The sequence below is a fragment of the Rhizobium sp. USDA 4016 genome (genome assembly GCF_056279705.1).
The window spans coordinates 520,322-544,805 of sequence record NZ_JBWCCY010000002.1 but is presented as its reverse complement, the minus strand read 5'-3'; the positions used below and the strand labels follow the sequence as shown (position 1 = coordinate 544,805).

The following is a 24,484-nucleotide window of genomic DNA, read 5'->3' as shown; positions in this document are numbered from 1 at the left end:
CTGACATGGGCTTAGACTACAGTTGCCATGCTAATAGGTCGTGAAATTCATTGGTTACCAGAGTCTTTTTGCCAACGCCAAAACAAGAGTGTCCGAGCTGGGCAGTGGCGATTCCGGTATACTATCCTCACGTCAGTAACGACTGTGATCGAAGCAAGCATTTTATATCTCGGTACCGGCTGCACGGAGGAAGTGTTGCGAGTTGACTATTGGCAGTAAGCCGCGCCTTGGCCATCAACAAAACAACGGCCATGCGTCGCCCCCATGCTGCTACCGTCATTTCGGTTTTTGCCAGAGCGCATTCCAGGCTGTTGTCCGCCAACGTGCCCCTGCACTTCACCGTTATTTATATCAAGCTCGAAATTTTTGGTGCCAAACGTCCCGGTGTAGGCATTCGGCCCATCCTGCTGAACCTCATAATTCCGATATTGAGCGACTGCAGGAAAGCAAAATAGCGCAGGAATGAAAAACAAAAGCAACCGCATCGTAGTTCCCGTTCCGAGTAAGGACCCATGCCGTGACGGAATAGCCATAGATTAATCAACAGGTATATCGTGACGACAATAAGACCACTGACCTGTTAAAAATAGCTGAGGTCATAAATACGTCATGTCACACATACTGTTTTTTAGATATAGAGATTATCTGTTCGCGTATAGGTTAAGCAACATTGACAGCAGCAAGACAACAGATTTACCAAGTTATTGTTTTATTATCGATTATTATCGACTTGTCGGCGGTAATCATTTAAGCGAGAAGGTAGTTTATAGATGTTGATGGCAGTTCTCTGGCTTTGATTTCCGAGGCGGTCCTAATAATTTGCGTTCCGACAATTTTGTCGTGCGAGGTGTTCAGTGCGTAGAGTACAACGTGGAAGTTCATCGACGTCTGCAAGTCACGACCTGACCCGAAAGGTCGGCAGACGGTGCCGATCAGGCTTTATCGCAATCGCCGCCGCCAGCGCTCTAGTCAATATCCTTTACCTGACCGGCTCCTTCTTTATGCTTCAGGTTTACGACCGGGTTATCCCAAGTCGGAGCATAGCCTCGCTGGTTGCATTGGCCATCCTCGCGGCGTTGCTTTATTTATTCCAGGCCGCGTTCGATATTGCTCGCAGCCGAATTTTAGTGCGGATTGCGGGGGTTTTCGATGAGGTCATGGCCCGTCACGTCTTCCGGACAACCATCCAATCTACGCTGAAAATGAAACCCACAGGTGATGGGCTGCAGCTTGTGCGGGATTTCGACCAAATCCGGAATTTCCTCAGCACTTCCGGACCATCGACGTTATTCGATTTGCCGTGGATACCGCTTTATGTGGGCATTTGCTTTCTCTTCCATCCGATCATCGGCATCATGACGATTTCCGGCGGCGCGATACTCGCATTACTGACTTTCGCTGCAAATCGCAGTAGCCATAGGTCTTCCCGGCGGATTTTCGAGCTTGGCAACAACAGAACCGCCTCTATTCAGGCTGCTCAGCGGAATGCGGAAGTCGTTCATGCTCTAGGTATGTCGGACGCGCTCGCAGAGCGATGGCTACTTCAGAACAATGTCTATCGCGCCAGCTATGAGCAGAATTCGGATGTCGCCAACACCTACTCGGCCTTTTCAAAAGTCTTCCGGCTGGTTCTGCAATCGGCAGTTCTTGCCGCAGGGGCAGTACTTGTTATTGAAAACCAAGCATCCGGCGGCATCATTATTGCCTCGTCGATTTTGACCTCTCGCGCCTTGGCTCCCGTCGAGCAAGCGATATCCAACTCGCGTGGATATGCAGCGGCGCTGCAGGCATGGCGGCGGATGAAAGAGCTTCTCAATGCATTTTCTGAACCACCTTTCCCGTTGTTGTTGCCCGCCCCAAAAGGATCCCTCACCGTTGAGAATTTAGCGAGTGGCGCGCCCGGCCAGAATCAACCGCTCATTTCAGGCGTGAGTTTTGCCGTGCGGGCAGGAAGTGCCGTCGGTGTTGTCGGCCCGAGCGCATCCGGCAAATCAACGCTCGCACGGACGCTAACTGGGGTTTGGCCGATCTATCGAGGAAGTATTCGCTTGGACGGAGCTGCTCTCGACCAATGGGACGCCACCGAAATCGGTTCGCATATCGGCTACCTGCCGCAAGATATCGAATTGTTCGCGGGCACGGTGGCAGAGAACATATCCAGGTTTCAGCGCAATCCCGCGGCTGAGGATATCATCGCTGCAGCAATCGCCGCCGGCGTCCACGACCTCATCCTTCGTTTGCCGAACGGCTATGAAACAGAAATTGGCGCAGGAGGCAGCATGCTTTCTGCTGGCCAGCGCCAGCGTATAGGCCTTGCGCGAGCGCTATATGGCGATCCTTTCCTTGTTGTTCTCGACGAGCCAAACTCAAATCTTGATGCCCAAGGGGAGGCAGCCGTGACCGCTGCGATTCGCGGCATCAGAGACCGAGGCGGAATTGCTATCGTCGTAGCACATCGGCCGAGCGCCTTGTCGGGTGTGGATAATATTTTGATGATCAAGGATGGTCAGCTGCAGATGTTCGGTACGAAGGACGAGGTTCTCAACAACGTTCTAAGGAAGCAGGTGCGCCCCGTTACGTTGGAGCGAACAAGTTCCTTGAAGGTGGTGGATGCCGCTCAGGAGCAGCACGGATGAGCGCAGCTACGCCTTCTCAGGCATCATTGTCGAAACATGTCGTCTTCGTAGGTGCGCTTGGCGTGTGTCTGGTCGCCGGAATCGGCGGTTGGGCCGCGACCGCTTCTCTTTCTGGTGCGATCGTCGGTGATGGAACCGTCATTATCGATGACAACGTCAAGAAGATTCAGCATTTGACTGGCGGCATCGTTTCGAAAATGGCGGTTCGTGAAGGCGAGCACGTGGATGCTGGCGATCTCTTACTCCAGCTCGATGGAACATCCGTTCAGGCTAACCTTGCCATTATCAATAGCAGTCTGGCACAGCTTTATGCCCGCCGCGCCAGGCTCACTGCGGAGCGAAGCGGAGCGGCCACGTTTACGGAATCCGACGTTGATTTGCGTGGCTTGGAAGCCAACGTTGATCGAAATCTAATTGACGGCGAAGTCCATTTGTTTGCAACGAGGACTGCGTCACTTGTGGGTATGAGGAAACAGCTGGCCGAACGCAAAAGCCAACTCGCCTCCGAGATTGAAGGTGACACGATTCAACTACAGTCGATCGACGACGCCACCGTCTTGGTCCGCGAAGAATTGCGGGCTGCCGAAGAGCTTTATGAGAAGAAAATCGTTACGCTGCAGAAGGTGAATAGCCTGCGGCGTCAAAAAGTTGAACTCGACGGGGATCGCGGTGAGCGCCTTGCCTCTCGTGCCCAAGCAAATGGCAAGATCAACGAGATCAACTTGCAAATCTTGCAGCTTGATGAGGACCGGCGCTCAGAGATTGCGAAAGATCTCGCTGACGTCGAGGGAAAGATAGCCGAACTTGAGGAAAGGCAGGTTGCCGCCGAGGATCAAATCCGGCGTCTTGAAGTCCGAGCCCCTTTGAACGGTAAGATATTCCAGCTTGCCGTTCATACGATCGGAGGCGTTGTCAATCCGGGTGAACCCCTGATGCTTCTTGCGCCCGACGAGCGAGCCCTCACCGTTGAAGCAAGGATCGCAACCCGAAGCATTGACCAGATACACCTTGGTCAACCTGTCGATATACGCTTTACGGCTTTCGATCAGAAAACGACGCCAGAGGTGCTTGGCAATGTCTCATCAATCTCGCCGGACGTAATCAGCGATCAAAAAACCGGTATATCTTATTACGCTGTTCGTGTTGTTCCGACGCCGGAAAGCTTGGCTGACCTTAGCGGGCTCAGTCTTTATCCAGGCATGCCTGCCGAAGTGTTCATCAAAACCGGCGAGCGCACCGCTCTCTCCTATTTTGCAAAACCGCTCACAGATCAAATGAAGCATGCATTCAGAGAAGAATAGTATGGGGGCGTTGAAGAAATTGATGCTACAGCATTTGCTCAGCCGTCCCTTAGAAGGTCCTGATCGGATAGCCCTCGCCTCTTAGCACCAGAACTGGCCAAGGCATTCGATCCACAACAGGCTTGGTCGCTGGCAAGGACCAACCGCTTCAGCAGTCCCTTACCTCGACTGCAATACTAATTATGAAGCAGGAGTTTGCTTGTGCGACCTGATCAAACGGGCGGTCGCCGGCCCGCACGCCAGCGACTCCTCACTGCATTTTCTATCTCTACTCGGTCTTCTTGCCGACGGCAAAGTGGCTGAAGCCGTGGCGCGTGATTTCGGCGATGGGATAGATATTGCGCAGGTCCACGACGACAGGTTTCTTCATCGTGATCTTCAGGCGCTTGAAGTCGAGCGCGCGGAATTCATCCCATTCGGTAACGAGCACGATGGCATCGGCGCTCTCGGCAATCTCGTAAGGGTCATTGCCGTAGGTCACCGGCCCGAGCATTTCCTTGGCCGCTTGCATGCCTTCCGGGTCATAGACGTGAACCGTGGCGCCGCCGTCGAGCAAGGCCTGGATGATGGTGATCGACGGCGCATCGCGCATGTCGTCGGTGTTCGGCTTGAAGGTCAGGCCGAGGACGGCGATCTTCTTGCCGCGCACGCTGCCGTCGCAGGCGGCGATCACCTTACGACCCATGGCGCGCTTGCGGTTGTCGTTGATTGCAACCGTCGTTTCGATGAGGCGCATCGGGCTGTCATAGTCCTGCGCGGTCTTGACGAGCGCCAGCGTGTCCTTCGGAAAGCACGAGCCGCCATAGCCGGGGCCGGCATGCAGGAACTTGTCGCCGATGCGCTTGTCCATGCCGATGCCCTTGGCAACCTTTTGCACATCCGCACCGATCTGTTCGCAAAGGTCGGCGATCTCGTTGATGAAGGTAATCTTCATGGCGAGGAAGGCGTTTGCGGCGTATTTGATCAGCTCCGACGTGCGGCGCTCGCAGAAATAAAGCGGTGCCTCGTTGAGGTAGAGCGGCCGGTAGACTTCGCGCATGACTTCCGTGGCGCGCGGGTCTTCGGTGCCGATGACGATGCGGTCGGGGCGCTTGAAGTCGGTGATGGCAGCACCTTCGCGCAGGAATTCCGGGTTCGAGACGACGGCGATGTCCTTGCCAGGGAACTCTTCGCGGAAGATGCGCTCGATCTCGTCGCCGGTGCCGACGGGAACGGTGGACTTCGTGACGACGACGGTGAAGCCGCTGACGGCTGCGGCAATCTCGCGCGCGGCGGCATAGACGTAACTCAGGTCGGCATGGCCGTCGCCGCGGCGCGACGGCGTGCCGACCGCGATGAAGACGACATCGGCGTCTGCAACCGGTGCAGCCAGATCCTTGGAGAAATCCAGGCGGCCGGCGCTGCGGTTGTGCTCGATGATGGCATCGAGGCCCGGTTCGAAGATCGGCACTTCGCCGCGTTCAAGGGCGTCGATCTTCGCTTCGGATTTATCGACGCAGGTGATGTGGTGGCCGAAATCCGCAAGGCAGGCGCCGGAGACGAGACCGACATAGCCCGAACCAATCATAACAATGCGCATGAGCCCTCACTTGATTGCGTTAGAATAGCGATATTTTGTGGTTTGCATCACTGCCGCCCAAACTCGTCGACGATGCGGATGATATCGTCCTCGCCGAGGTAGGAGCCGGTCTGCACTTCGATCAGTTCGAGCAAGATCTTGCCCGGGTTTGCGAGGCGGTGCACCTCGCCGAGCGGGATATAGACAGACTCGTTTTCCCGCAGCATCTGCACATTGTCGCCGATCGTCACCTCGGCCGTGCCCTTGACGACGATCCAATGTTCCGAGCGGTGGTGATGCTTCTGCAGCGAGAGCTTCTTGCCGGGTGTGACGAAGATGCGCTTTACCTGGAAACGGTCGCCGTTGAAGATCGAGGTATAGCCGCCCCACGGCCGGTACGAGGTCGGATGGGTCTGCGTCAGTTTCGACGTCGCGGGCAGGGCGGCGAGCGTCTTGACGAGGTCGCCGACGCTCTGGCTGTCCTGCAGCTTGCCGACATAGACGGCATCCTCACTGGCGATCACCGCGACATCTTCCATCCCCTGGACGGCAAGATGCACGCCGTGGCTCATCACCAGCGAGTTGCGGCTGTTGACAAGCGTCGTATTGGCGGTCGCCACATTGCCGTTCGGGTCGCGCGTCCCGGTTTTCCAGACGGAATCCCAGCTGCCGAGATCCGACCATTTGAAGGGCGAGGGCACGACAGCGGCATTGGCCGTCTTTTCCATGATCGCATAGTCGATCGAGATGCTGGGGGCCTTCGCAAAGGATTGGGCGTCGAGACGGGTGAAGTCGAGATCGCGCGTCGCCTTCGCAACAGCCTCACCGGCAGCGGCGACGACGTCCGGCGCATAGTTGCGCATTTCCGCCAGCAGCGCGCCCACCTGGAACATGAACATGCCGGAATTCCAGTAGAAGCCGCCGGCAGCCACCATCTCCTTTGCCTTGTCCAAGGGCGGCTTTTCGATGAAGCGCTTCACGGTCTGTGCGCCTGCCGAAAGGTTCTCGCCGCCTTCGATATAGCCGTAGCCGGTTGCCGGCTCGGTCGGTTTGATGCCGAAGGTCACGAGCTTGCCGCTGGCGGCCGTTTCGCGCGCGGCGCGGACGCTGTCGAAATAGCTTTGATCGGCGACGATCTCATAGTCCGAGCCGAGGACGTGCATGATCACGTCCTTGCCGAAAAGGTCGGCGACGAGGGCGGCAGCGGCGGCAACGGCGGGTGCGGTGTTGCGGGCAACCGGCTCCAGCAGGATCGCCTTCAGCGGGTGATCGAGTTCGCGGGCCTGTTCGGCCACGAGGAAGCGGAATTCCTCATTGGTCAGCACGACCGGTGCTTCGTAGAGGGCCGCATCGGAGACGCGGGCGAGCGTTTCCTGAAACAGCGTCTTGTCGCCGATGAACTGAATGAACTGCTTGGGGGCTGCAGCGCGCGACAGCGGCCACAGGCGTGTGCCCTTGCCTCCTGCCATGATCACGGGAACGATCTTTTGCGTCATCGGGTGCGTTTCCTCAAAATCTTCTGTCTTCAATCAGTTCTGTGCGGCCCACTGCCTGATCCGGCTCAGTCCGGCTTCAAGCAACTGGCTTGCGGCATGTTCGGTTTGCGCTTCGACGTAGCAGCGCATCTCCGGCGCGTTGCCCGAGGGGCGAAAGTGGATGATGCGCCTGTCGGCCAGCGTGACGCGCAAGCCGTCGATGTCGCTCGCCGTGGACGGGCTTCCAAGGGGCTTCAGGAAATCCGCCAGGTTTTCCGGTAAGGCGCGCAGGTAAGCCATCAATTTTGCGCTCGTCTCGACGGGGAAGTTCTCCAGCCGATCGGCCGCCGCGATCGGGAGATTGTAGGAAGCGGCAATGGCCGACAGCGGCTTCTTTTGCGCCGCTGCCAGCGCAAGGACTGCCAGGATCGGCAGGAAGCAGTCGCGTGTCGGCAATGCCTCCAGCGTCCTGCCATTGACGCTGAAATCCGAACCGGTCAGCAGGCCGCCATTGGCCTCGAAGCCCATCACGCGGTCCTTGCCTGCGAAGATCGCCTCCTGCATGCCGGCGATGACGAAGGGTGAGCCGACGCGCGTGCGGGCGACGGCAAAGGCGCCGGCGGCTTCGATGCCGGAGTTGGAGGTGACAGGCGTGACCACGGTCCCGGCATCCAGAAAATTCGCAGTGATCAGCCCCAGCAAGTCGCCGCGCAGGGGCGTGCCGTTCTCATCCGTCACCAGTGGCCGGTCGCCGTCGCCATCGGCCGAAACGAGCGCATCAAGTGTCAGCGACTGCGCCCAATCCTTGAGGAGCGCAACGGTCTGCGCCGAAACGGCTTCTGTATCGACCGGGATGAAGGTCTCCGATCGTCCAAGCGGGATGGCTTCGGCGCCGTAGTGCGACAAAAGCTGCACCATCATGTCGCGGGCAACGGTGCTATGCTGATAGACGCCGATCCTTTGGCCGGAAAGGGCATTTTTGGAGAGAATGCCGGCATTGCGCGCCATGAAGGCTCTAGCGCAGTCGCCGGACCGGTCCTCGACCTTCGCTTTTTCCGCCATTGCCGCTTCAGGCAGGGAGCGGTCGAGCTTGACGGCAAGATCGGAAATCGCGGCTTCGTCCGCCTTGTCGATCTCGCCATCGGGTCGGTAGAATTTGATGCCGTTGCGGTCCGCCGGGATGTGCGAGCCGGTGATCATCAGGCTCGCGGCCTTGTTTCGGGATCCGTAAAATGCCAGCGCTGGTGTCGGGACGGTGCCGCAATCGGCGACCCTGAAGCCAAGCGCGGTCAGCGCGAAAGCGCATGTCGCAGCGATTGCAGGGCTGGAATCGCGAAAATCGCGGCCGAGCATGACGAGGTCGCCTTTTTGCGCGCGCCCGCTCTCGAGAAGATATTGCCCGAACGCTGTCGCGTAGACCATCGACGCCCTGCCTACCAGATCGGCGGAAAGGCCGCGCAGGCCGCTTGTTCCAAATTTCATAGGATAGTTTCCCCGGCAAGTGACGCCGGTATTAATCACGACATGGTACAATGTAAAAACAAATATCAGCCTATAGTTAAAGTGAGCGCTTCAATGCCGTTGAGGAAAGTGTCCGCGTACAACCTGAACATAATAGCTTCCTGGCGAGCTCGAACTCAGAAACCCATCGAAAATATCGGGCGGCACCTCGGAAAACTCGCGACGCTGCCCATTTGACAGATAGATCTTTAGCCGACGAGAATTATTGTCGTAATCGACGGATTCAATCAATTTTGAATTCAGAAGAGTTTTCACGACGGTGTTTCTCTAAATCAAATGACCTATTGCAAAGCTACGCTGCACCGCACAATTGTCAAGTCGTTAAGGTTAATCAATTCTCCACGAAACGGAAAAAGTCTTGGAAAATCTTATTTTGTTGAGATCTTCGCTGGCGATACTTCTATGAGTTCCTCTGGAATTGCGCGCCAGCGCGTCAGCCTAGCTTGCCTCTCAACTGACAATACCGCGAATCTTTCCAAAATATATGGACGCAGTCCCTCTCCGGCGTTCCTTAACACATCTCGCACGGCCTGCGGCGCAGCATAGATCAGAAGAGTACTCACATCTCGCCTTAGTGCCGGCTCTGCTGCATGAAGCGTTTCCTTGCTGAGTTGCTTCCAAAGAGAAAAACGGGCCCGCAAGCCCGAAATACTGGCTGGATCCAAGGCGACGGCTGTCGATAGAAGAGCAGCCTGTTCGCTCGGTTGTTCGCCGCCTGCCCGCCTTACCATCGCATACCGCGTCCAATACTCTGACACAGCCGGAGAGCAGCTAACTGCATGCTTCGTGAATTTCTCCGCCCGTCGCACAGAGGTAATCCACGCGTCGAAATTCCGATCAGGGCTCTGGCTATCCAAGTCAGCCAAGACGATACCAAGACCCGCGTTTAGGATATCAGATCGGCAGTAGCCGTCGGTGTATACCTTTTCGGAGAGTTGGGAGTATTCGGCCAGCACCTCACGGAGCCTGGGATCCGATGCATCAAACTTTTCATTGAGATAAGTGAGATCAATGAAGCGGAGCGTCTGGGTGGCTTCAATCCACGAGATCACCAGGACCGCGGATACGGGAACGAGAACAGCAACTCTCTTAAGCAGCGACACGGCGTCTTTTAGTTCGCATCAGCATAGTATGACGTGTAGCGCGACATATAGTACGCTTCAGAACCATGGGTCTCATAAAGTTTCAACTTCTTCGTGTCGACCTTGTTCAGGATCACGCCCACACATTTTGATTTGATATCCTCGTCTCTCGCAAGAGTCGCCGAGACGATCTTTCTGGACGTCTGACCCCACTCAATCACGAAGACGAAGTCATCTACGAGTGGCTCTATGCCGCGGGCGTCAACGACCGGAGCAAGCGGCGGCAAGTCCAGAACGATATAGTCGAACTTCTCGCGCGCGAATTCGAGCAAATCTCTCATCCCAGACGACGATAGTAATTCTGACGAATGCGGGATCCTATGGCGAACAACGGCGGGAACAAAAGCCAAACCGCTTTTTTCATTGAGTAAAACGACGTCTTGCAATTTGGCGCCCTTCATCAAGATTTCCAACAGGCCACTTTCTGCATGGGCCGCCATCCTTTTGGTGGCGCCGGGATTTCTAAAATCGCAATCGATGAGGATTACCCTGGAACCCTGCGATGCAGCCAGCTCGGCAAAATTGATCGCGACCGTCGACTTTCCTTCACCCGGAAGTGTGGAAGCCACCGCAACAACGCGACCGCCTGGGCCGCTTTTACGAAGATCAACACCAATTTTCGCGCTACGCAATGTCTCGGCGAAGATCGACAACGGATGGTCTAGGACGAACTTGGCGAGTGACCCAGTCTTTCTTAAGCTTCGACGAGCGCCGGATGTTTCCGAAGCCTCATCTCCCGTTGGCGCATCCTGGCATATGGGCAGTGAACCCAAATACTCGAGGTCGAGCTCGCCACGAATCTGTTCACCGGTTCTGAAAAAGCGGTCCCGCAACTCCCTTACCGCGCCAATTCCCGAACCCACTGCCGCTCCCAAAACGCCAAATAATCCAAGCACCATCAATTTCCTCGGATAGCTTGGACGCTGCGGCTTCACTGGACGGGTGATAATTCGTGCTTCGGTGATTGGAAAGGATTGCTGCTGTATTGCTTCCTGGTAACGTTGAAGGAAAGTTTGATACAGATTTTTGTAAGCTTCCGAGGAGCGCTCCAACTCTCGAAGCTGTACGCCGTTTTCGCCGGCAGAAGCGCTTTCAGTTTTCGCTTTCTCAACGCTTTCTTGCAGAGAAATCTCGCGAGATTGAGCAACATCCAGCTCGTTCTTATAACTCTCGGCTATGCGATTGAGTTCGTCGAACATCAATCTGCGATATTCCTGCATCTCATCGCGAAGGCGGACGGCGCGCACATGATCGGACCCGAGCCTGCTTGAGATATCGGCTTCGAGCTTCGATGCTGCGAGATATTTCTGCCGCAGCTCGTTGGAAACCGAACTTTCCAGAACTTCAGGCACGATAGCGTCAGATTGGCCCGAGTGAATAATCTGCTGAATGTGATCATACTTGGCACGGGCCTGTGCAGTTTCGGCTTGTGCGACGATAAGGGTGCTATTCAATTGCGCGAGTTGCTGATCTGCAATCAGGCCATTGCCGGTCGCCAACAAATTGTTGGTTGCGCGGTACTGCTGAACTGCCAGATCGCTCTCGAGTGCTTTCTGCTTGAGTTCGTCTATGCGTGCTTGCAACCAGTCGCTTGCCCTTCGGGTGGCATCATATTTTGCTTCAAGCTTGTCTGTAATGTAAATATCTGCAACGGCGTTGGCGACCGCTGCTGCGATGTCTCGAGAGGGCGACGTAAAACTCACGTTGAGGACGTATGACCTTCCGACACGCGCAATCGACATATTACGCTGTATGATGGCAAGCGCTTGCCGCTGATCCTCTTCTTCTTCGCGGGGTTCCAATTTGGAGCTTACGAAAAGAGACGGAAGGTTCAAAATCGCAGATACTGCGCTTCTGGCGGTCGACAACGCCGTCGAGCCCGATGCCATGAATTCCGGGTTCTTCGACAGATTGAGCTTCTCGACGACCGCAAGACCGATAGTATCCGATTTTAGCAACTCAACCTGGCTCAGGATTGTTGCGTCGTCATCCGCAATGGCCTGATCCATAGACAGCCGGTTCACCAAACCATCATTGCTGCCTCCAATGAGAAGGCTGGCGGTTGCAGTATATCGAGGAACGGCAGTGACAATATATCCGCACCCCAGGATGATCGCGATCAGCATGGTTGCAGCAACTGTCCGCCATTGACGGCGCGCAATTCCTACGGCGCGTTCCAGATCCAGCGCATTTATGAGCGGGCCGTTGTCTTCCCACACAAAGGGCGAAGCTGGTTTGTTACCTGGTGAAAGCAAAGGCAGACTCCACTCAACGATTGTCCTGCAACCCGCTCGCCTAAAATGGGCTCGTCCCTACGGTTTCATTGATATTGGTGATAGTCGTAACAAGCCGTCGCGAACGCGAGCCAATTGTAAAATCGCCCGCTGTTGTCGCGACACTGCTATCTCCTCCGAGTCCGCCGGAAGAATCGCCCGCAGTACCCCCACCGATCGCAGCGGCGCCGCCGGCGCCGCCGGCAGCACTTGCGCCCGGCCCGAGCGCTGCCGTCTGAACTTCGTTCAGTGTCGATAGAAAGGCTGTTGTCACTTCTGTCGAGTTGGCGGCTGCTACTTTTTCCTGTATCGCGAGAACATATTCCGGGCTGGTACTAGCGCAGGCCCGCGCGGTGCGAGCTAGGCCGGAACCCAAGGCGGCTTTCTGCGATGCATTGAATTGGGGAATCAACCCCATCATTGGATCAAGGGTTTCGGCACTTGAGCCCGCCAACGCGCGAACGCGCGCAACCATTTCAAATCCGCCATTGGGATATATTGTGTTTAGGGCTGACGGAGTCCCAAGAAAAGAGCCGATGTCAGCATCAGCCAATTTCGCGGGCATGACGAAGCAACCGACGGCATGAGACTGCCCAAACGACTGTTCCGGCAATGATCCTAATAGCAAGAAAGCTGTAATTACATTTCTCATATTCAGCATATTGCCCAAAACCTTCATCCAATTTCTTGTCCGAGATCAATATTTCGAAGTCTTAAAGCTGGCAAGAACTACAGATCAATTGATGAAATCAAGGTTAAATCATCAGTTGACTAGGCTCCTGCCAGCATCCTTGGCATCAGCCGCATCTGTCGCGGCGCCCGAGGTCGTCGAAGTCACCGAGTTCACGACATTAAGGAATTTAACGAGTTCGACAGAGTCCGAATTCGAAATGTAGATGATGTCCTTATCCTGCATCGCAAACTGTTGCACAGCAAAGAAAGATGCAGGATCGCGCATGTTAGCGCGGAAAATAACCGGGATTTCTGCGGCTGAGAACTTCGATGTGTCGGCCCCAAGCCCCTGCATGGTCTTGCGAGCCACCTTGCGATAGAGGAAGACTTGACCAGGATCTGCGCGCGCGTCGAGCATGCCGCCAGCCTTACCGAGAGCTTCACCAAATGTGAGCTTTGTGTCCTCGAAATCAAACCGGCCATTGAGACCCGCTGCGCCATAGACCGAGTACGTCCGTCTCTCGCGATTGATAAGAACAGTATCCCCAGGCGCAACGTAGATGTTTTCGGCCGGGGTTGTCTGTAATTTGTCGTAGGATATCGTTCCCGTTTTCCCACGGCGCTGCAGCGTGACGTATGTTTCGATACTTGGGGCGCTGATGCCGCCAGCCGCAGAGATAACATCCAGCACACGGTCCCCGGCAGAAGTCACTTCGAACTTACCTGCGCGATTGACATCGCCGAGAACGGCTACCTCGCTGGAGTGACTCGTTACCATGGTGATTACGACCTGAGGCTCAATAGCGCGGTTGGAAAGCCTTTCCTCGATCTCCTGTTCGACCTGCTCTTTCGGTCGTCCAGCAGCACCGATGCGGCCAGCATAGGGTACGGTTAATGTGCCACTACGGTCGATGGTTTGCGAAGGCAATGTGATAAAATTGCCAGGACGGCTGCCCGCCACTTCGGTCGGGATAAACAATCCCCCGGCCTGCGCTTCGAAGATTGAAACCTGCACAATATCGCCCACGCCTAACGGGATCTCAGGAGCCCCCCCGCGTCCGCCGCCAAAGCTGTCGCGTATCGAAGCACTTGCGGCCTCAGTGAAGCTTGGAAGAACATCCTTACTAATATCAACGAGCACGTAGTCGATGCCGACTTTTCGTCCTTCGGTTGAAATTCGAACGGCGGCTTGTTTTTCGACAGCCATGTCATCTGGACCTGATCGAGGCAATGCCGTACAGCCTGGCAAAGCAACGACTATTGCTATGAACGGAAAAAATATTCTCTTTGACAAAACTGATCTCGTGCGTGCCCGATAATTGCTACCGAGATCGCATATATCGGAAACTTGTAAAAGGCGTTAAATATCGCTTTATCTTAGATAACTAGTTCCATGTGGCAGGTCAGCAACATTGACCCAAACTTGGTCGATGGAGAAACGCTCGAATCACTTGGCATTAAAGAACAATCTTAAAGATATAAACTATGGAAGCATTAAAATCGATAGACTATCCTTTGCTTTGATCTTCATCGATCGCCGACTTCCTGATTGTACGACAGCAATTTTTTCGGAAATCCCTGTCGAGATATCAAATACCCGAGCTTCGCTCGATTCTAAGACAACGCTGGGCGGAAGTATTATTTCAACTTCGCTCTCGCTCTTTGTAGGCGACCAAAACGGCAGCACAAACTCGCCGCTGGAAAGTCGTTTCCATTGCAGCAATACTAAAGGATCGGCACTCTGTGAGGTGAATGTCGCGCCAGCAGGGACGAGATCATTAAGGTCCGGGAGCGCCTCAATCGTCCGCTTATAGAAGTCGAAAGCCGGCTTTCTTTCACGAAGATCGTTGCTCACTAGCCCAAAATTGTGTTCCTGCTTGGCGGGATCATTCCCGTCATTCTTGAGATCGTACCAGAATACAGCTTCCAGTGGTGCAATCTTCTGCACACGAGCATCCGCAAACAGTGCAAGCAATCGGGACAGGTATTTTGCTTTGAGGGACTCGTCGCCAATTGCTTGAAGTCCTTCGCGGGAACTAGAATAGCCAAATTCGGTGAAATACAAATCGAGTTTTCGGTTGTTCTTGTTATAGCTCTGGACCTCTGTCCAGAATTTTCCGATGGCGCGCTGGATTTGCCCGTAATCCTTGGCAGGTGGGAGGAACGGATCCACCTCGGGCGGCTTGCCCAAACTGTATGGATGTGCCGAAACGCCATCTGCGAATTCCAGCACACCGGCTTTAAGAGTTCGTCTAAACCACCGCATGCCATCGTGCCACGACAGACTAGCAAGCCCGCCAATGATTATCTTGACGTTCGGATTAGCTCGCTTAACTTCCAGGGCAATCTTGCGATAGACGTCGACATATTCTTCCGGCGTGCCATTCCAGAAGGACTTCAAATTTGGTTCATTGTGCATCTGCACGGCGACAATGGACGGATGCTTTTTCACGAGCTCGGCCAGCCAATCGGCAAATTCAGCGTTAACCTTTTCGAAATTCTTCGCTTTTGGGGTCGCAGCCAAGACGGCCAGAAGTACCCGGCGGTGATTCTGGTCATAGAGCGTTAGCCACCCATCAACCAAACGCCTTCGTTGCTCTAGCTTGGCCTTCTGCGCACGATCGAGCGTACCATCATCAACAAGCGCACGCCGCGGGTTGGCAAGCGCATAAAGCCCCTCCGTCACCCACAGAGTCCCCAAGTCATTTATGACAGGCAATGTGCGGCTTGGGTTCCAGCTATCGTCCCTGCCATCATAGAAAGTCGACGTATGCAGAAAGTGACTGGCAACACCGAAAAACGGCGTCCGCACGGGTCCGTCGGCCTCGGCCGACACGGCTTTACTTAGGCAAAGCAAGTTTAAGATCACGCTGACAATAAAATGGCGCATGCTCATTTTCGATCTCCAAACAAGTCCGGTTTCAGGTGCCCTCTATCGCATAACAAACGATCTAAGGGTTGCCCTCAGACCAATGACATTGAAGATTATGAGCGTTGTCCCAAAGACGAAGGCACCGACTGAAACAGAGACAAGCAAGCCGACAACGCCGCCGATATCGTCAGTTAGCCTCAATGCGAGCCACATGACGATATTTGCGGCTCCGATTTTCAATATTTCCGCCCAGGCGACTTCGAATCGCAAGACCAGCTTCGAAATGCAAAAGCTAACGCCCACCCCAGCAAGGCCGCCAATCAGCATTCCCATCGAGAAGACTTGCGATGAAAACCCGTGAAAGATACCAAGCAAAACCGCTGACACGATTGAAACAACTCCAGTGAAAACCGGGCCGACAATGCCTATCTGCGAACGTCCGGTGACTACAAAGATCGTATCAAGCGCAAAGCTTCTGAAGCCTATGAGACCGGCTCCAACCATCGCCCATGCAATGTTCATATTGTACGTTGACCGGTATTCATTAGGAAGGAACAGGGAGGCGAACGCATCGTTGACGGAAAGAAACCCGATGACGGAGGCAGAGATAACGGCGAATACGATTGAGATCTGACGCGTTATGCGCTGGTTGACGATGCCATCATCGCCGAATTCACGCGCGCGAACCGTTGCCTGGAAGATCAACAGGTTGATGCTTACGCCAAGAACCCCGATCACCTTCTGGGAAATGTCCATCGCCAGCATCATCTTCCCTGCTTCATCGAGGGGAATCTGATGGGTGGCGATTAGCCGCAACAGAGGGGCAAGCGAGGCAGTGGCAACTGCTGAGACTGCAACCCCAAGCCCAAATTTGACCATGAAAATCAGGGCCTTCCAATCCATTCGCATACCCTGCTCTGCTTGCAGAGGGTTGCGGGAGAAGATGAGCACGATTGCAAAAGAAGCGGCCCATGCCCACATCGCGTATAGTGCAGAGTTGGTTAGGTACGCGACGGTACAAAGAACGCAAAAGCCAAGCAGCGACCTCAGGATCAAATTCCGGATGTATGCTGCATCTTGAAACTCCGCTCGAAAGCATGCCTGGCGAGCTTCAAAAAGCGCTTGACTGGTTGCAAAGAGCAGCGACATGCTCAATATCGCCAGATATATCTGATGGGGGAAGAGAAGGCCGTAAAGAGCGACACCAAAAAGAAGCACAGCAATTGCGCGGTTTGCGGAATTGAGAACGTGTTTTCGCTTTGCGCTTTCCGTAGGGTCTTTTGCGACTCCATACCGCATGATCGAGATGCGGCTCCATTCGAACAGCAACGCCACCACGAACAGGCCGATTGAGGAGGCGAGACTGAATAGCGCAAACTGTCCTGCATCCAATATTTTGGGCAGCACGATTATGCCGGCCATGTTCAGGCCATTTGCTGCAAGCAGAGAAACAGGCAGAAGGACAGTCGTGGTGCGGGTGCGCAAGCTTTAACCTATTGTGGATGGTTTTTCGGGCTCGGCTCCAGCAGGCGAGCACTCTCGGCTAGCGCTGCAACCGAATTGTGGCGCACTTGACCCATTGTGTACGGGAAGCGGCGAACTGCGGCATGCATGAACGGCACACCGGCAATGAAGAAGGAGAAGTAGCCATAGGTGCCAAGATAGCCGATATTCCAAATGGCAAGAAGGCAGATGACGATCGACGTTGGGTTGTTGGAACGCCAAGTTCTATAGATGGATACCAAGAGCGCCAGGATCCATGCTCCGAAATAAAGATATCCAACCTCACCATATCGCATGTAAAATAGCACCCATCCGTAATGGGCGTTTGAATAGTTCAATTTCCATTCCCATGTGTATCGAACATCGTATGAGGCGCCATGTCCGGCACCAAATAAAATCCCGCCCCGCCCGAGACTGCTGACCATCTCTCCTATTGCGTCGGCTTCCGCCTCGCGTTCGCCAATCGAACCTGTTCTTGCGGACAGGTCGACGCTCTCAAGACCCGTGATGCGCCGAGATAACGCACTATCCTCGGGAAGAAGTGCAAAAACGGTAACGGCCATGAAAGCGAAGGCTGTAGCGATCGACACAACACGATATGGATGTCGGCCGACATGGCGTACCAAGTACATCAGTACTGCTGCTGCCAGAAAAAGCAGGGTGGTCCGGTTCCAGCTTTGGATCGTCGCGCCCAAAATAACGACCGTCACGAGGAACTTCGCGACATTTGCGGGCGATAGCCCCTTTAATACAATCAGCTCTGCCAGCAGAAGCGACAAACAAACGGCACTTGAAACAGACCCCCCCAGCGTAATTGATGATGAGGGATTGACGGCCATTGCGACCACGGAAAGCAAGATCATGCTGATCGCGAAATAGCGATTGACAGTGAAAACTCTCGCGAAATGCGTGTCTGCCGTGCTGCGCGGATCGGAGAAAATGACCAAATTCGCCAGCACGATGACCACGTTTACTGTGTCTATTGCCAGTCTGGTAAAGGAATTGCCCCACCATAATCCAACCAAAACACCTTGAAAAGTCATGAGGCTTAACAAGATGCCTATAGCTCCGACCCGACCCAGATTGGGTCTCAGGGACGTTCTGCCAAGGGCAATTAGCAGTAACTCGAGAGCGACAAATCCATAGAATAAGAATTGCTTCGGCTGATTAACTGTTATCGGCGGAACTCGTAGTATTATTTCATATATAATGCGTGCAATAAAATCCGGTATCAAAAAATAGTATATTAGTCGCTCAAAATATGTTGGTCTGAAGAACAAAATTTTCATACTTTTGATCTTAACGAGGGTGATCGGAAATTCCTGCTTTCAGTCCTGCTAGCGCTAGTCTTTCTTCAACTATGTCACCCGGCCAAATGAGCCAATACAATTCCGACGTCAATATCAAATGCCGTCATTTTTGCGCTGACCCGCTTAAAATTAGAAGGGCCGACCGCAGCCAGCCCTTCGTTTTACAGCGTCATTCGCTGGCTCAAACGGGTGCACCCCAATCAAGGCCGATGAACTTGATGCTATCGCCGCCATTGAAATGGAACGTCACGGAATCGCCGAGGGTATCAGCGGTTGCATGACCGTCGGCCACCAACGCCTGCAGATCATCTACGGAATCGATAGTAAAGACTACCTTGCCGTCGACATAATTGTTGTAGAGGTTGATCTTATCGCCGGCGCTAAAGTCGGTGATCGTATCGTTGCCATCGCTGTGCTTGAAGTTGAATGTATCATTTCCGCTTCCGCCCGTGAGAATGTCGTCGCCCGTTCCGCCGGCAATCTCATCATCTCCGGCGCCGCCAAAGATCAGATCCTTCCCGCCTTGCCCCCCGAGAATGTCATTCCCAGCGCCACCGGTCGCAAGGTCATCACCTTCACCACTCATGACTTTCGTATTGCCGGAGCCTGCGAATGCAACATCGTTGCCAGTTCCGACATTAATCAGGTTACCATTCGCGTCGCCAAAGATCGCGTTCGGCTGGGAGTTGCCGTTGATGTTTGCACCGGTCGCGGTTCCAAAATTCTGCAGTGTGAGCGTGCCGGATCCATAATTGATCACGAGATCACCACCCTCGATATGCGAGGTGACGCCATCGCGCAACAGGAATGCGTTGAGGTCATCCTGGGAGGCAATCGTCAGCTGCCTGTTTTCCATGTTGCTAAGCGTGCCGATAGCAAACGTCAGAACGTCGCCCTCGCCGAAGTTGAGATCGGTAATGCGATCATTTCCTGCATTTGCTTCAAGGAAGAACTTATCGTTGCCGTCGCCGCCCGACAGGACGTCGTTTCCCGTTCCGCCGCGAAGATCGTCTGCTCCTGCGCCGCCGAGAAGGACGTCATCGCCTGAGCCGCCATTCAGCAGATCATTTCCGGCGCCCCCATACAGCAGATCACTGCCGTCGTCGCCTCTAAGGATGTCGTTCCCCTCACCGCCGAAGACAATATCATTGCCGGCGCCGGCCTGCGAGATGCCGCCTACACCACTCATAAATAGTAGGTCATCCTTAGAAGAACCGTTCAGATTGGCTTGGCTCTCATCGGCGATTTTCGTACTGTCGATATCTGTAATACTCGAAACCATGACTTAGTCCCTCTTACAACCGTTACATAGTAAATACGGTACATTTAACCGTCGATTAACTGATTAATTTCTTATTAACTTTGGGTCAACAGCAATGAGCAAACATTTGTATTTTAATCTTAATAACACTTGGTCTCGAACAAGGCTCATTCTCCCGGTTGTCACAATCACGTAACTATTTTTGGGTTCATTTAAATTTTCCGAAAGAGTGTGACTGATATGGCTCACGCCGAGGACTTTCACAATACAATCTTGTGCAGCGCACCATGAGCGTTTACCTTTATCGCAAATAGCTTTTCGTCAGCATACTTTTCATGCCATGAGAGCTTGCATGGATAGCGTGATCAATTTAACTCCTTGCCAACATTAATAGCACTTATTCAAGTGTCGAAACGATACAAACCGTCCACCGAACCAGTTCGGCAAGCCAAAAGGTGAGCTTTGAAAGTCGCGATCGTACATGACTGGCTATATGTCATGGGGGGAGCCGAGAAGGTCCTTCTGGAGCTTTTCGAACTATTTCCCGATGCAGAGCTTTTTACTCTTATTGATTTTCTGCCTGAAAGAGATCGGGGGTTTCTCGAAGGTGTCAAAATCCATACAAGCTTTCTTCAAAAGGCCCCTTTTGTTCGAAAGCGGCACCGGCAATTCATCGGGATTATGCCTTTAGCAATTGAGCAGTTTGACTTTTCTCAATTTGATCTCGTGATCTCATCATCTAGCTCCATCGCAAAAGGCATTATTACTGGCCCTCGTCAGGTTCACATTTCGTATGTTCATTCTCCAATGCGTTACGCGTGGGATCAGCAGGCGGTGTATTTAAAGGAAGCACGCATGCACCGAGGCGTGAAGTCGGCGATTGCGCGGCTTCTGTTGCATTATTTAAGAATGTGGGATTTCAGGACGGCGCATGGCCCGGATTTGATGATTGCGAATTCGGCTTTTGTCGCTCGCAGGATCAAGAAGACCTACGGGATTGAGGCTACGGTGATTAACCCCCCCGTTGATCTGCAATACTTCACGCCTGAACTCCAGAAGCAGGACTATTATGTTACGGCGTCGCGAATGGTGCCGTACAAGAAGATCCCGTTGATTGTCGAAGCATTTTCAAGAATGCCCGACAAGCGTCTGATCGTTATCGGCGACGGGCCGGACTACGAAAAGGCCAAGAAGCTGGCTGCGCCGAACGTAGAAATTATGGGTTATCAGAGCAGCGACGTCTTGAGGAGCACAATTTCGAAAGCCAAGGCCTTCGTCTTTGCCGCTGAAGAGGATTTCGGGATCGTTCCTGTCGAAGCCCAGGCATGTGGTACACCAGTTATTGCTTTCGGAAAGGGCGGCACATCCGAAACCGTGCGCGGCCTCGATCAACCTTTTCCAACAGGCGTGCACTTTTATGAGCAATCCGCTGATGCAATCGTTGAAGCTGTGAACTTGTTTGAACGGCGCGCAAACGAAATATCAATTGAGAGCTGCGTTGCAAATGCGCGGAACTTCTCTCGGGAACGGTTCAAGGACGCCATCGAACGTCTTGTAGGGCAATATTTTCCGGAGGCGGCGGTCAAAAACAATGCGTAAGATAAAAGCCTTGTATCTATCGCCAGTCCCGAATTTCAAAGGAGGCGCCGAATACTCGCTCTTTGATCTCCTATCAAATCCTGGTATTGAGCCTGTCCTCGCAGTCCCCGCTCCTGGGGAGCTTGCGGACAAGGCCGGTTCACTTGGCATCCCTGTCGAAGTCATTAGTTTCGGCGCCATTCACGAGGTGCGCCGGCCATTCAAGTTCTCAGATGGTCTGAGGGTCGTTGCCGACGCGTGGCGAGCTGCTTCGCGTTTGAAGGAAGTCTCTGAAAAGAATTCAATCAGGATCGTGCACACAAACGGCCTGAAGGCTCATGCGATAGCTGCATTGATGCGGTTACGCTCGCCGACAAAGGTCGTCATGCACTTCAGGGATATTGCCTACACAAAGCAGGAAAAGCTCGTCTGGAAGATGCAGGCGTATGCTGCGTCGCGGGCCGTTTATGTTTCACGCGCTTGTTATCCAGGCGAAAAAATGCCTCGAAAAGGCAGAGTAATCTCCAACGGGATAGATCCTCGGCCAGCAATCGTTCTCGGCCTGTCCAATCCGCTGCGTATTGGGTTCATAGGGCGGATCCACCCTCATAAAGGCCTTCACGTCTTATTGGATTGGATGCATTTAGCCAAGAGCAAGGGCATCCTTTTGAAGCTATTTGTCCGCGGACGCTTTTCTCAAGAAGCGCCTGAATACGAGGGTGAGATTAAGGCGCAGATCGATGCGCTCGGTCTTTCAGACCAGGTCGAGTTCCAAGGGTTCTTCCTCGACCCAAATGAAGTTTATCAGAATTTGGACGTGGTATGTGCGCCGGCCCAGGCTGCGGAGCCCTTTGGGCGTACCGTTCTCGAGCCAATGAGCATGGGACTTCCTGTCATCGCAACTCCGACTGGCGGTACCGTCGAGATGGTCATTCACAATGTGACTGGTTTTGCGGCGAACAATGCCGACGACTTTCTGAATGCAATTCGGGTGATCCAGGACGAGCCAGATACGATCAACCGGATGGTTGTTGCCGGCCGCAACCATATAAACTCGAACTTCAGCAAAGAACGGCTCCACCAGTCAATTTATGATATGTACAGGGAATTGTTGAGCACTTGATGCCCATCTCGGAAACAAGAAAAGCGATAGCATTTCGGATCGCTTATCTTTCAATTATTGTGATATCGATCCTATCATTTGGATCGGCCACGCCTTTTTCCTTGTCATTGGTGACTATCACGATGGCTGGGCTATTTGTCTTGGTTGTCGCAACGACATCGCTCACGCCACGGACTTGGCACATCCTCCTAGCCGTTGCTGTCTTTTTGGCAATTTCTTTGACGTGGAGCGCAATCCAGGTAACCATCGACGCATCGGTTTATCCTGCCGATACGATATATTCCACGCAATTTTTTGCGTTTCCCGTCATCACTTTCATGGTTGGCTTCGCCATATGCCGCAACAGTACAGAGGCGAGAGCTCTTGTTAAGTCCTTGGGTTTATGCGGTGCCGGGGTCACTATTTTCTGTTTCTTACAGTTCCTAGTGAACGCTGATCTCGTGTTAGGGCACGTTAAGGAATTTTACGTCGACAGTTTCACCGCAAGCTTCATCAATCGAAATAATGCGGGAACGTTCATTGGTCTTACGGCTTTGATATTGCTTCGCCAACTCTGGGCTAGCTGCCGCAACATCTCTTCAGCCGACTTTTTCGGCGCGATTTTTCTTTGGCGATTAAGGCCCGATCGTAACATGCGGACGGCCATTTTTTATGTGGTCTCACTGCTCCTCATTTTGGTGTGCTTGATGCTAACAAAATCAAGAGGAGCGCTCGGATCGTCGGCAATAGCTATTCTTGCGCTCGCACTGTCGCTCCTCTGGCTACGAATGAGTGCGCGCTACAACAGAAGGAAGTTTCTACTGAACTTTTCGCTTCGGGCTGTTGCGCTGCTAGCCATCTCCATCGCAACCTTTTTTGTGGTAGGAGAACGTGTCCGCTTACGCGCTGAGACAATAGGCACTGCAGACCCGAGGTTTTGCGCACTGCCGTCTATGGCAAAAATGTTGACGGATCATTGGGCGCTAGGCACTGGCGGCGGGACCTTCGTCCACGCATTCCCTCAATATCGCAATCCCGAATGCGGATTGAGCGGGGTCTGGGAAAAGGCCCACAACTCATATCTGGAATTCTGGATCGAATTCGGGCTCGCTGGCCCCGCGTTAACGCTTGTTTGCATTCTCCTCTTCGGGATCTACGCACGCTTGCTCTTTTCGATGAGAACCATGAGATCATATGCCGCTTTGGCAGTTGCAGCCATCCTACTGGTTGGAGCGCACGCATTTGTCGATTTTTCTATAGAAATCCCCGGTATCGCTGCCTTTTTTGCAGCAATATTGGCCGGCTGCACTATGGCGTCTGTGGCCACGGCATCGTCGTCCTCGGCATGGAATATGCGTTCGCAGACGGCGGTCTAGTGTAAACTGAAATTTGCCGATTGTTTGATGGCAACGAAAATTGTTTCGCCCCTTACCAGGCTGTACTTAGACACTTCTGGTTCGTGCGCAATATGCTCAGTGACCTCGAAGCCGACCCTTCGAAGACAATCGCCGAAGTCGCTGCCATAGTAACGCAGATGATCGCTTTGGCCAAAAAGCAGGTCGCGCTGTTTTGTATCGGATATGTTGGAATCGGTGAACGACTGCTTCCACTTCTGGACCACCGGCGCCGTCAGAAGTACCCGTCCAGTCGGACGTACGACTCTGTATAATTCACGCATGGCAGCAATGTCGTCAGGAACATGTTCGAGCACTTGATGGCAGATTACCGTATCGAATGTGTTATCAGCAAACTCGATCTTCTGGATATCGACCTTTACCTCTTCACGGATCGGCACAAAATCGGCCCGGACATACCGCGCGGCACGTATCTTGTAAGCATCAACGAAACAACGTTCCGCGCCAAAATGGAGAATCTCTGCGCCATCGATCCAAGTTGGATTGCTCTGAGTGAGGAGGTGGTGCTGCCTATGGCGCTCCACAGAGCTGCATCTGTAGCAAGCCGCGTCGAAGCGCAGTGGAATTCCCACTGCGTAAAAGAACCCCTGATATCCGCAAATAGGGCACTCGCGCTTATGCCGGCCCCGAAACTGCCAGATAACTTGAAGCAGTCTACGGCACCGCGCCAATCGATCCGCGATTGCACGCGGAAGGAAGCGGCGGATTTCTGCTGCGGTTTTGCGATCCATACGCCAACCTGATGCCGTCTCAGTGAATGAACCCTAATCAGCATTCAGATGATGATTCGCGCAAGATAGAGCAGAGAAGATCCAATGGAATTTAGATTGAGTATCCTTTATAGAGCACCGCTCGCTGGCCGCAG

Annotated in this window: 19 protein-coding genes; 5 read left to right on the top strand and 14 right to left on the bottom strand. The window is 53.6% G+C overall.

Features of this window, described 5'->3' with window-relative positions; translation table 11 throughout:
- Nucleotides 1-206 precede the first annotated feature (206 nt).
- Nucleotides 207-485, bottom strand: a complete 279-nt coding sequence (locus tag ACZ9DP_RS03520) for a hypothetical protein (protein ID WP_476200277.1) — start codon at nucleotides 483-485, stop codon at nucleotides 207-209.
- Nucleotides 486-902: 417 nt separating this feature from the next.
- On the opposite strand from ACZ9DP_RS03520, the gene ACZ9DP_RS03515 reads away from it, so the two are divergent.
- Together ACZ9DP_RS03515 and ACZ9DP_RS03510 are read left to right on the top strand one after the other, a co-directional pair.
- Entirely contained in the window at nucleotides 903-2,636 is a 1,734-nt protein-coding gene (locus ACZ9DP_RS03515) for a type I secretion system permease/ATPase (protein ID WP_476202189.1), read from the top strand.
- Nucleotides 2,633-3,937: an HlyD family type I secretion periplasmic adaptor subunit gene (locus tag ACZ9DP_RS03510; RefSeq protein ID WP_476200276.1), complete on the top strand. Its 1,305-nt coding sequence runs from the start codon at nucleotides 2,633-2,635 to the stop codon at nucleotides 3,935-3,937. The genes ACZ9DP_RS03515 and ACZ9DP_RS03510 overlap by 4 nt, the downstream gene beginning before the upstream one ends.
- 268 nt (nucleotides 3,938-4,205) lie before the next feature.
- Here the strand turns inward: ACZ9DP_RS03510 and ACZ9DP_RS03505 are convergent, their stop codons facing one another.
- The 12 genes from ACZ9DP_RS03505 to ACZ9DP_RS03450 form a co-directional block, all read right to left on the bottom strand.
- Nucleotides 4,206-5,516 (bottom strand): UDP-glucose dehydrogenase family protein, encoded by a 1,311-nt coding sequence (locus tag ACZ9DP_RS03505; RefSeq protein WP_476200275.1) that lies wholly within the window; start codon nucleotides 5,514-5,516, stop codon nucleotides 4,206-4,208.
- 47 nt (nucleotides 5,517-5,563) lie between these two features.
- Nucleotides 5,564-6,991 carry a mannose-1-phosphate guanylyltransferase/mannose-6-phosphate isomerase gene (locus ACZ9DP_RS03500; protein WP_476200274.1) on the bottom strand — a complete coding sequence of 476 codons (1,428 nt, stop codon included), beginning with the start codon at nucleotides 6,989-6,991 and terminating at the stop codon, nucleotides 5,564-5,566.
- 33 nt (nucleotides 6,992-7,024) lie between these two features.
- Complete coding sequence (locus ACZ9DP_RS03495) at nucleotides 7,025-8,452, bottom strand: phosphomannomutase (protein ID WP_476200272.1); 1,428 nt, start codon at nucleotides 8,450-8,452, stop codon at nucleotides 7,025-7,027.
- A 90-nt stretch (nucleotides 8,453-8,542) separates the two neighbouring features.
- The gene (locus ACZ9DP_RS03490; protein WP_476200271.1) at nucleotides 8,543-8,746 is read right to left on the bottom strand and encodes a KTSC domain-containing protein; all 204 of its coding nucleotides are present in this window, start codon (nucleotides 8,744-8,746) and stop codon (nucleotides 8,543-8,545) included.
- 113 nt (nucleotides 8,747-8,859) lie between these two features.
- Entirely contained in the window at nucleotides 8,860-9,594 is a 735-nt protein-coding gene (locus ACZ9DP_RS03485) for a hypothetical protein (RefSeq protein ID WP_476200270.1), read from the bottom strand.
- Between the two features lie 8 nt (nucleotides 9,595-9,602).
- Complete coding sequence (locus ACZ9DP_RS03480; protein ID WP_476200269.1) at nucleotides 9,603-11,888, bottom strand: polysaccharide biosynthesis tyrosine autokinase; 2,286 nt, start codon at nucleotides 11,886-11,888, stop codon at nucleotides 9,603-9,605.
- 40 nt (nucleotides 11,889-11,928) lie between these two features.
- Nucleotides 11,929-12,585: a hypothetical protein gene (locus tag ACZ9DP_RS03475; RefSeq protein WP_476200268.1), complete on the bottom strand. Its 657-nt coding sequence runs from the start codon at nucleotides 12,583-12,585 to the stop codon at nucleotides 11,929-11,931.
- 84 nt (nucleotides 12,586-12,669) lie between these two features.
- Nucleotides 12,670-13,785: a polysaccharide biosynthesis/export family protein gene (locus tag ACZ9DP_RS03470; protein ID WP_476200267.1), complete on the bottom strand. Its 1,116-nt coding sequence runs from the start codon at nucleotides 13,783-13,785 to the stop codon at nucleotides 12,670-12,672.
- Between the two features lie 276 nt (nucleotides 13,786-14,061).
- Nucleotides 14,062-15,474: a GH39 family glycosyl hydrolase gene (locus tag ACZ9DP_RS03465; RefSeq protein WP_476200266.1), complete on the bottom strand. Its 1,413-nt coding sequence runs from the start codon at nucleotides 15,472-15,474 to the stop codon at nucleotides 14,062-14,064.
- A gap of 36 nt (nucleotides 15,475-15,510) precedes the next feature.
- Nucleotides 15,511-16,935: a lipopolysaccharide biosynthesis protein gene (locus ACZ9DP_RS03460; RefSeq protein ID WP_476200265.1), complete on the bottom strand. Its 1,425-nt coding sequence runs from the start codon at nucleotides 16,933-16,935 to the stop codon at nucleotides 15,511-15,513.
- Nucleotides 16,936-16,943: 8 nt separating this feature from the next.
- Nucleotides 16,944-18,008 carry a hypothetical protein gene (locus ACZ9DP_RS03455; RefSeq protein WP_476200263.1) on the bottom strand — a complete coding sequence of 355 codons (1,065 nt, stop codon included), beginning with the start codon at nucleotides 18,006-18,008 and terminating at the stop codon, nucleotides 16,944-16,946.
- Between the two features lie 436 nt (nucleotides 18,009-18,444).
- The gene (locus ACZ9DP_RS03450; protein WP_476200262.1) at nucleotides 18,445-19,545 is read right to left on the bottom strand and encodes a calcium-binding protein; all 1,101 of its coding nucleotides are present in this window, start codon (nucleotides 19,543-19,545) and stop codon (nucleotides 18,445-18,447) included.
- A 441-nt stretch (nucleotides 19,546-19,986) separates the two neighbouring features.
- Between ACZ9DP_RS03450 and ACZ9DP_RS03445 the strand changes: the two genes are divergently transcribed.
- Genes ACZ9DP_RS03445 through ACZ9DP_RS03435 form a run of 3 tightly spaced genes read left to right on the top strand, consistent with a single transcriptional unit; the run spans nucleotide 19,987 to nucleotide 23,580 of the window.
- On the top strand, nucleotides 19,987-21,123 hold the full coding sequence (locus tag ACZ9DP_RS03445; protein WP_476200261.1) for a glycosyltransferase family 4 protein: 1,137 nt from the start codon (nucleotides 19,987-19,989) through the stop codon (nucleotides 21,121-21,123).
- Nucleotides 21,116-22,225 (top strand): glycosyltransferase family 4 protein, encoded by a 1,110-nt coding sequence (locus ACZ9DP_RS03440; protein ID WP_476200260.1) that lies wholly within the window; start codon nucleotides 21,116-21,118, stop codon nucleotides 22,223-22,225. The genes ACZ9DP_RS03445 and ACZ9DP_RS03440 overlap by 8 nt, the downstream gene beginning before the upstream one ends.
- Nucleotides 22,225-23,580, top strand: coding sequence for an O-antigen ligase family protein (locus ACZ9DP_RS03435; protein ID WP_476200259.1), 1,356 nt, complete (start codon nucleotides 22,225-22,227; stop codon nucleotides 23,578-23,580). Before ACZ9DP_RS03440 ends, ACZ9DP_RS03435 begins: the two co-directional genes overlap by 1 nt.
- On the opposite strand, the gene ACZ9DP_RS03430 is transcribed toward ACZ9DP_RS03435, so the two are convergent.
- The gene (locus ACZ9DP_RS03430) at nucleotides 23,577-24,350 is read right to left on the bottom strand and encodes a class I SAM-dependent methyltransferase (RefSeq protein WP_476200257.1); all 774 of its coding nucleotides are present in this window, start codon (nucleotides 24,348-24,350) and stop codon (nucleotides 23,577-23,579) included. The two genes, ACZ9DP_RS03435 and ACZ9DP_RS03430, sit on opposite strands and share 4 nt — an antisense overlap.
- Between the last annotated feature and the right edge of the window lie 134 nt (nucleotides 24,351-24,484).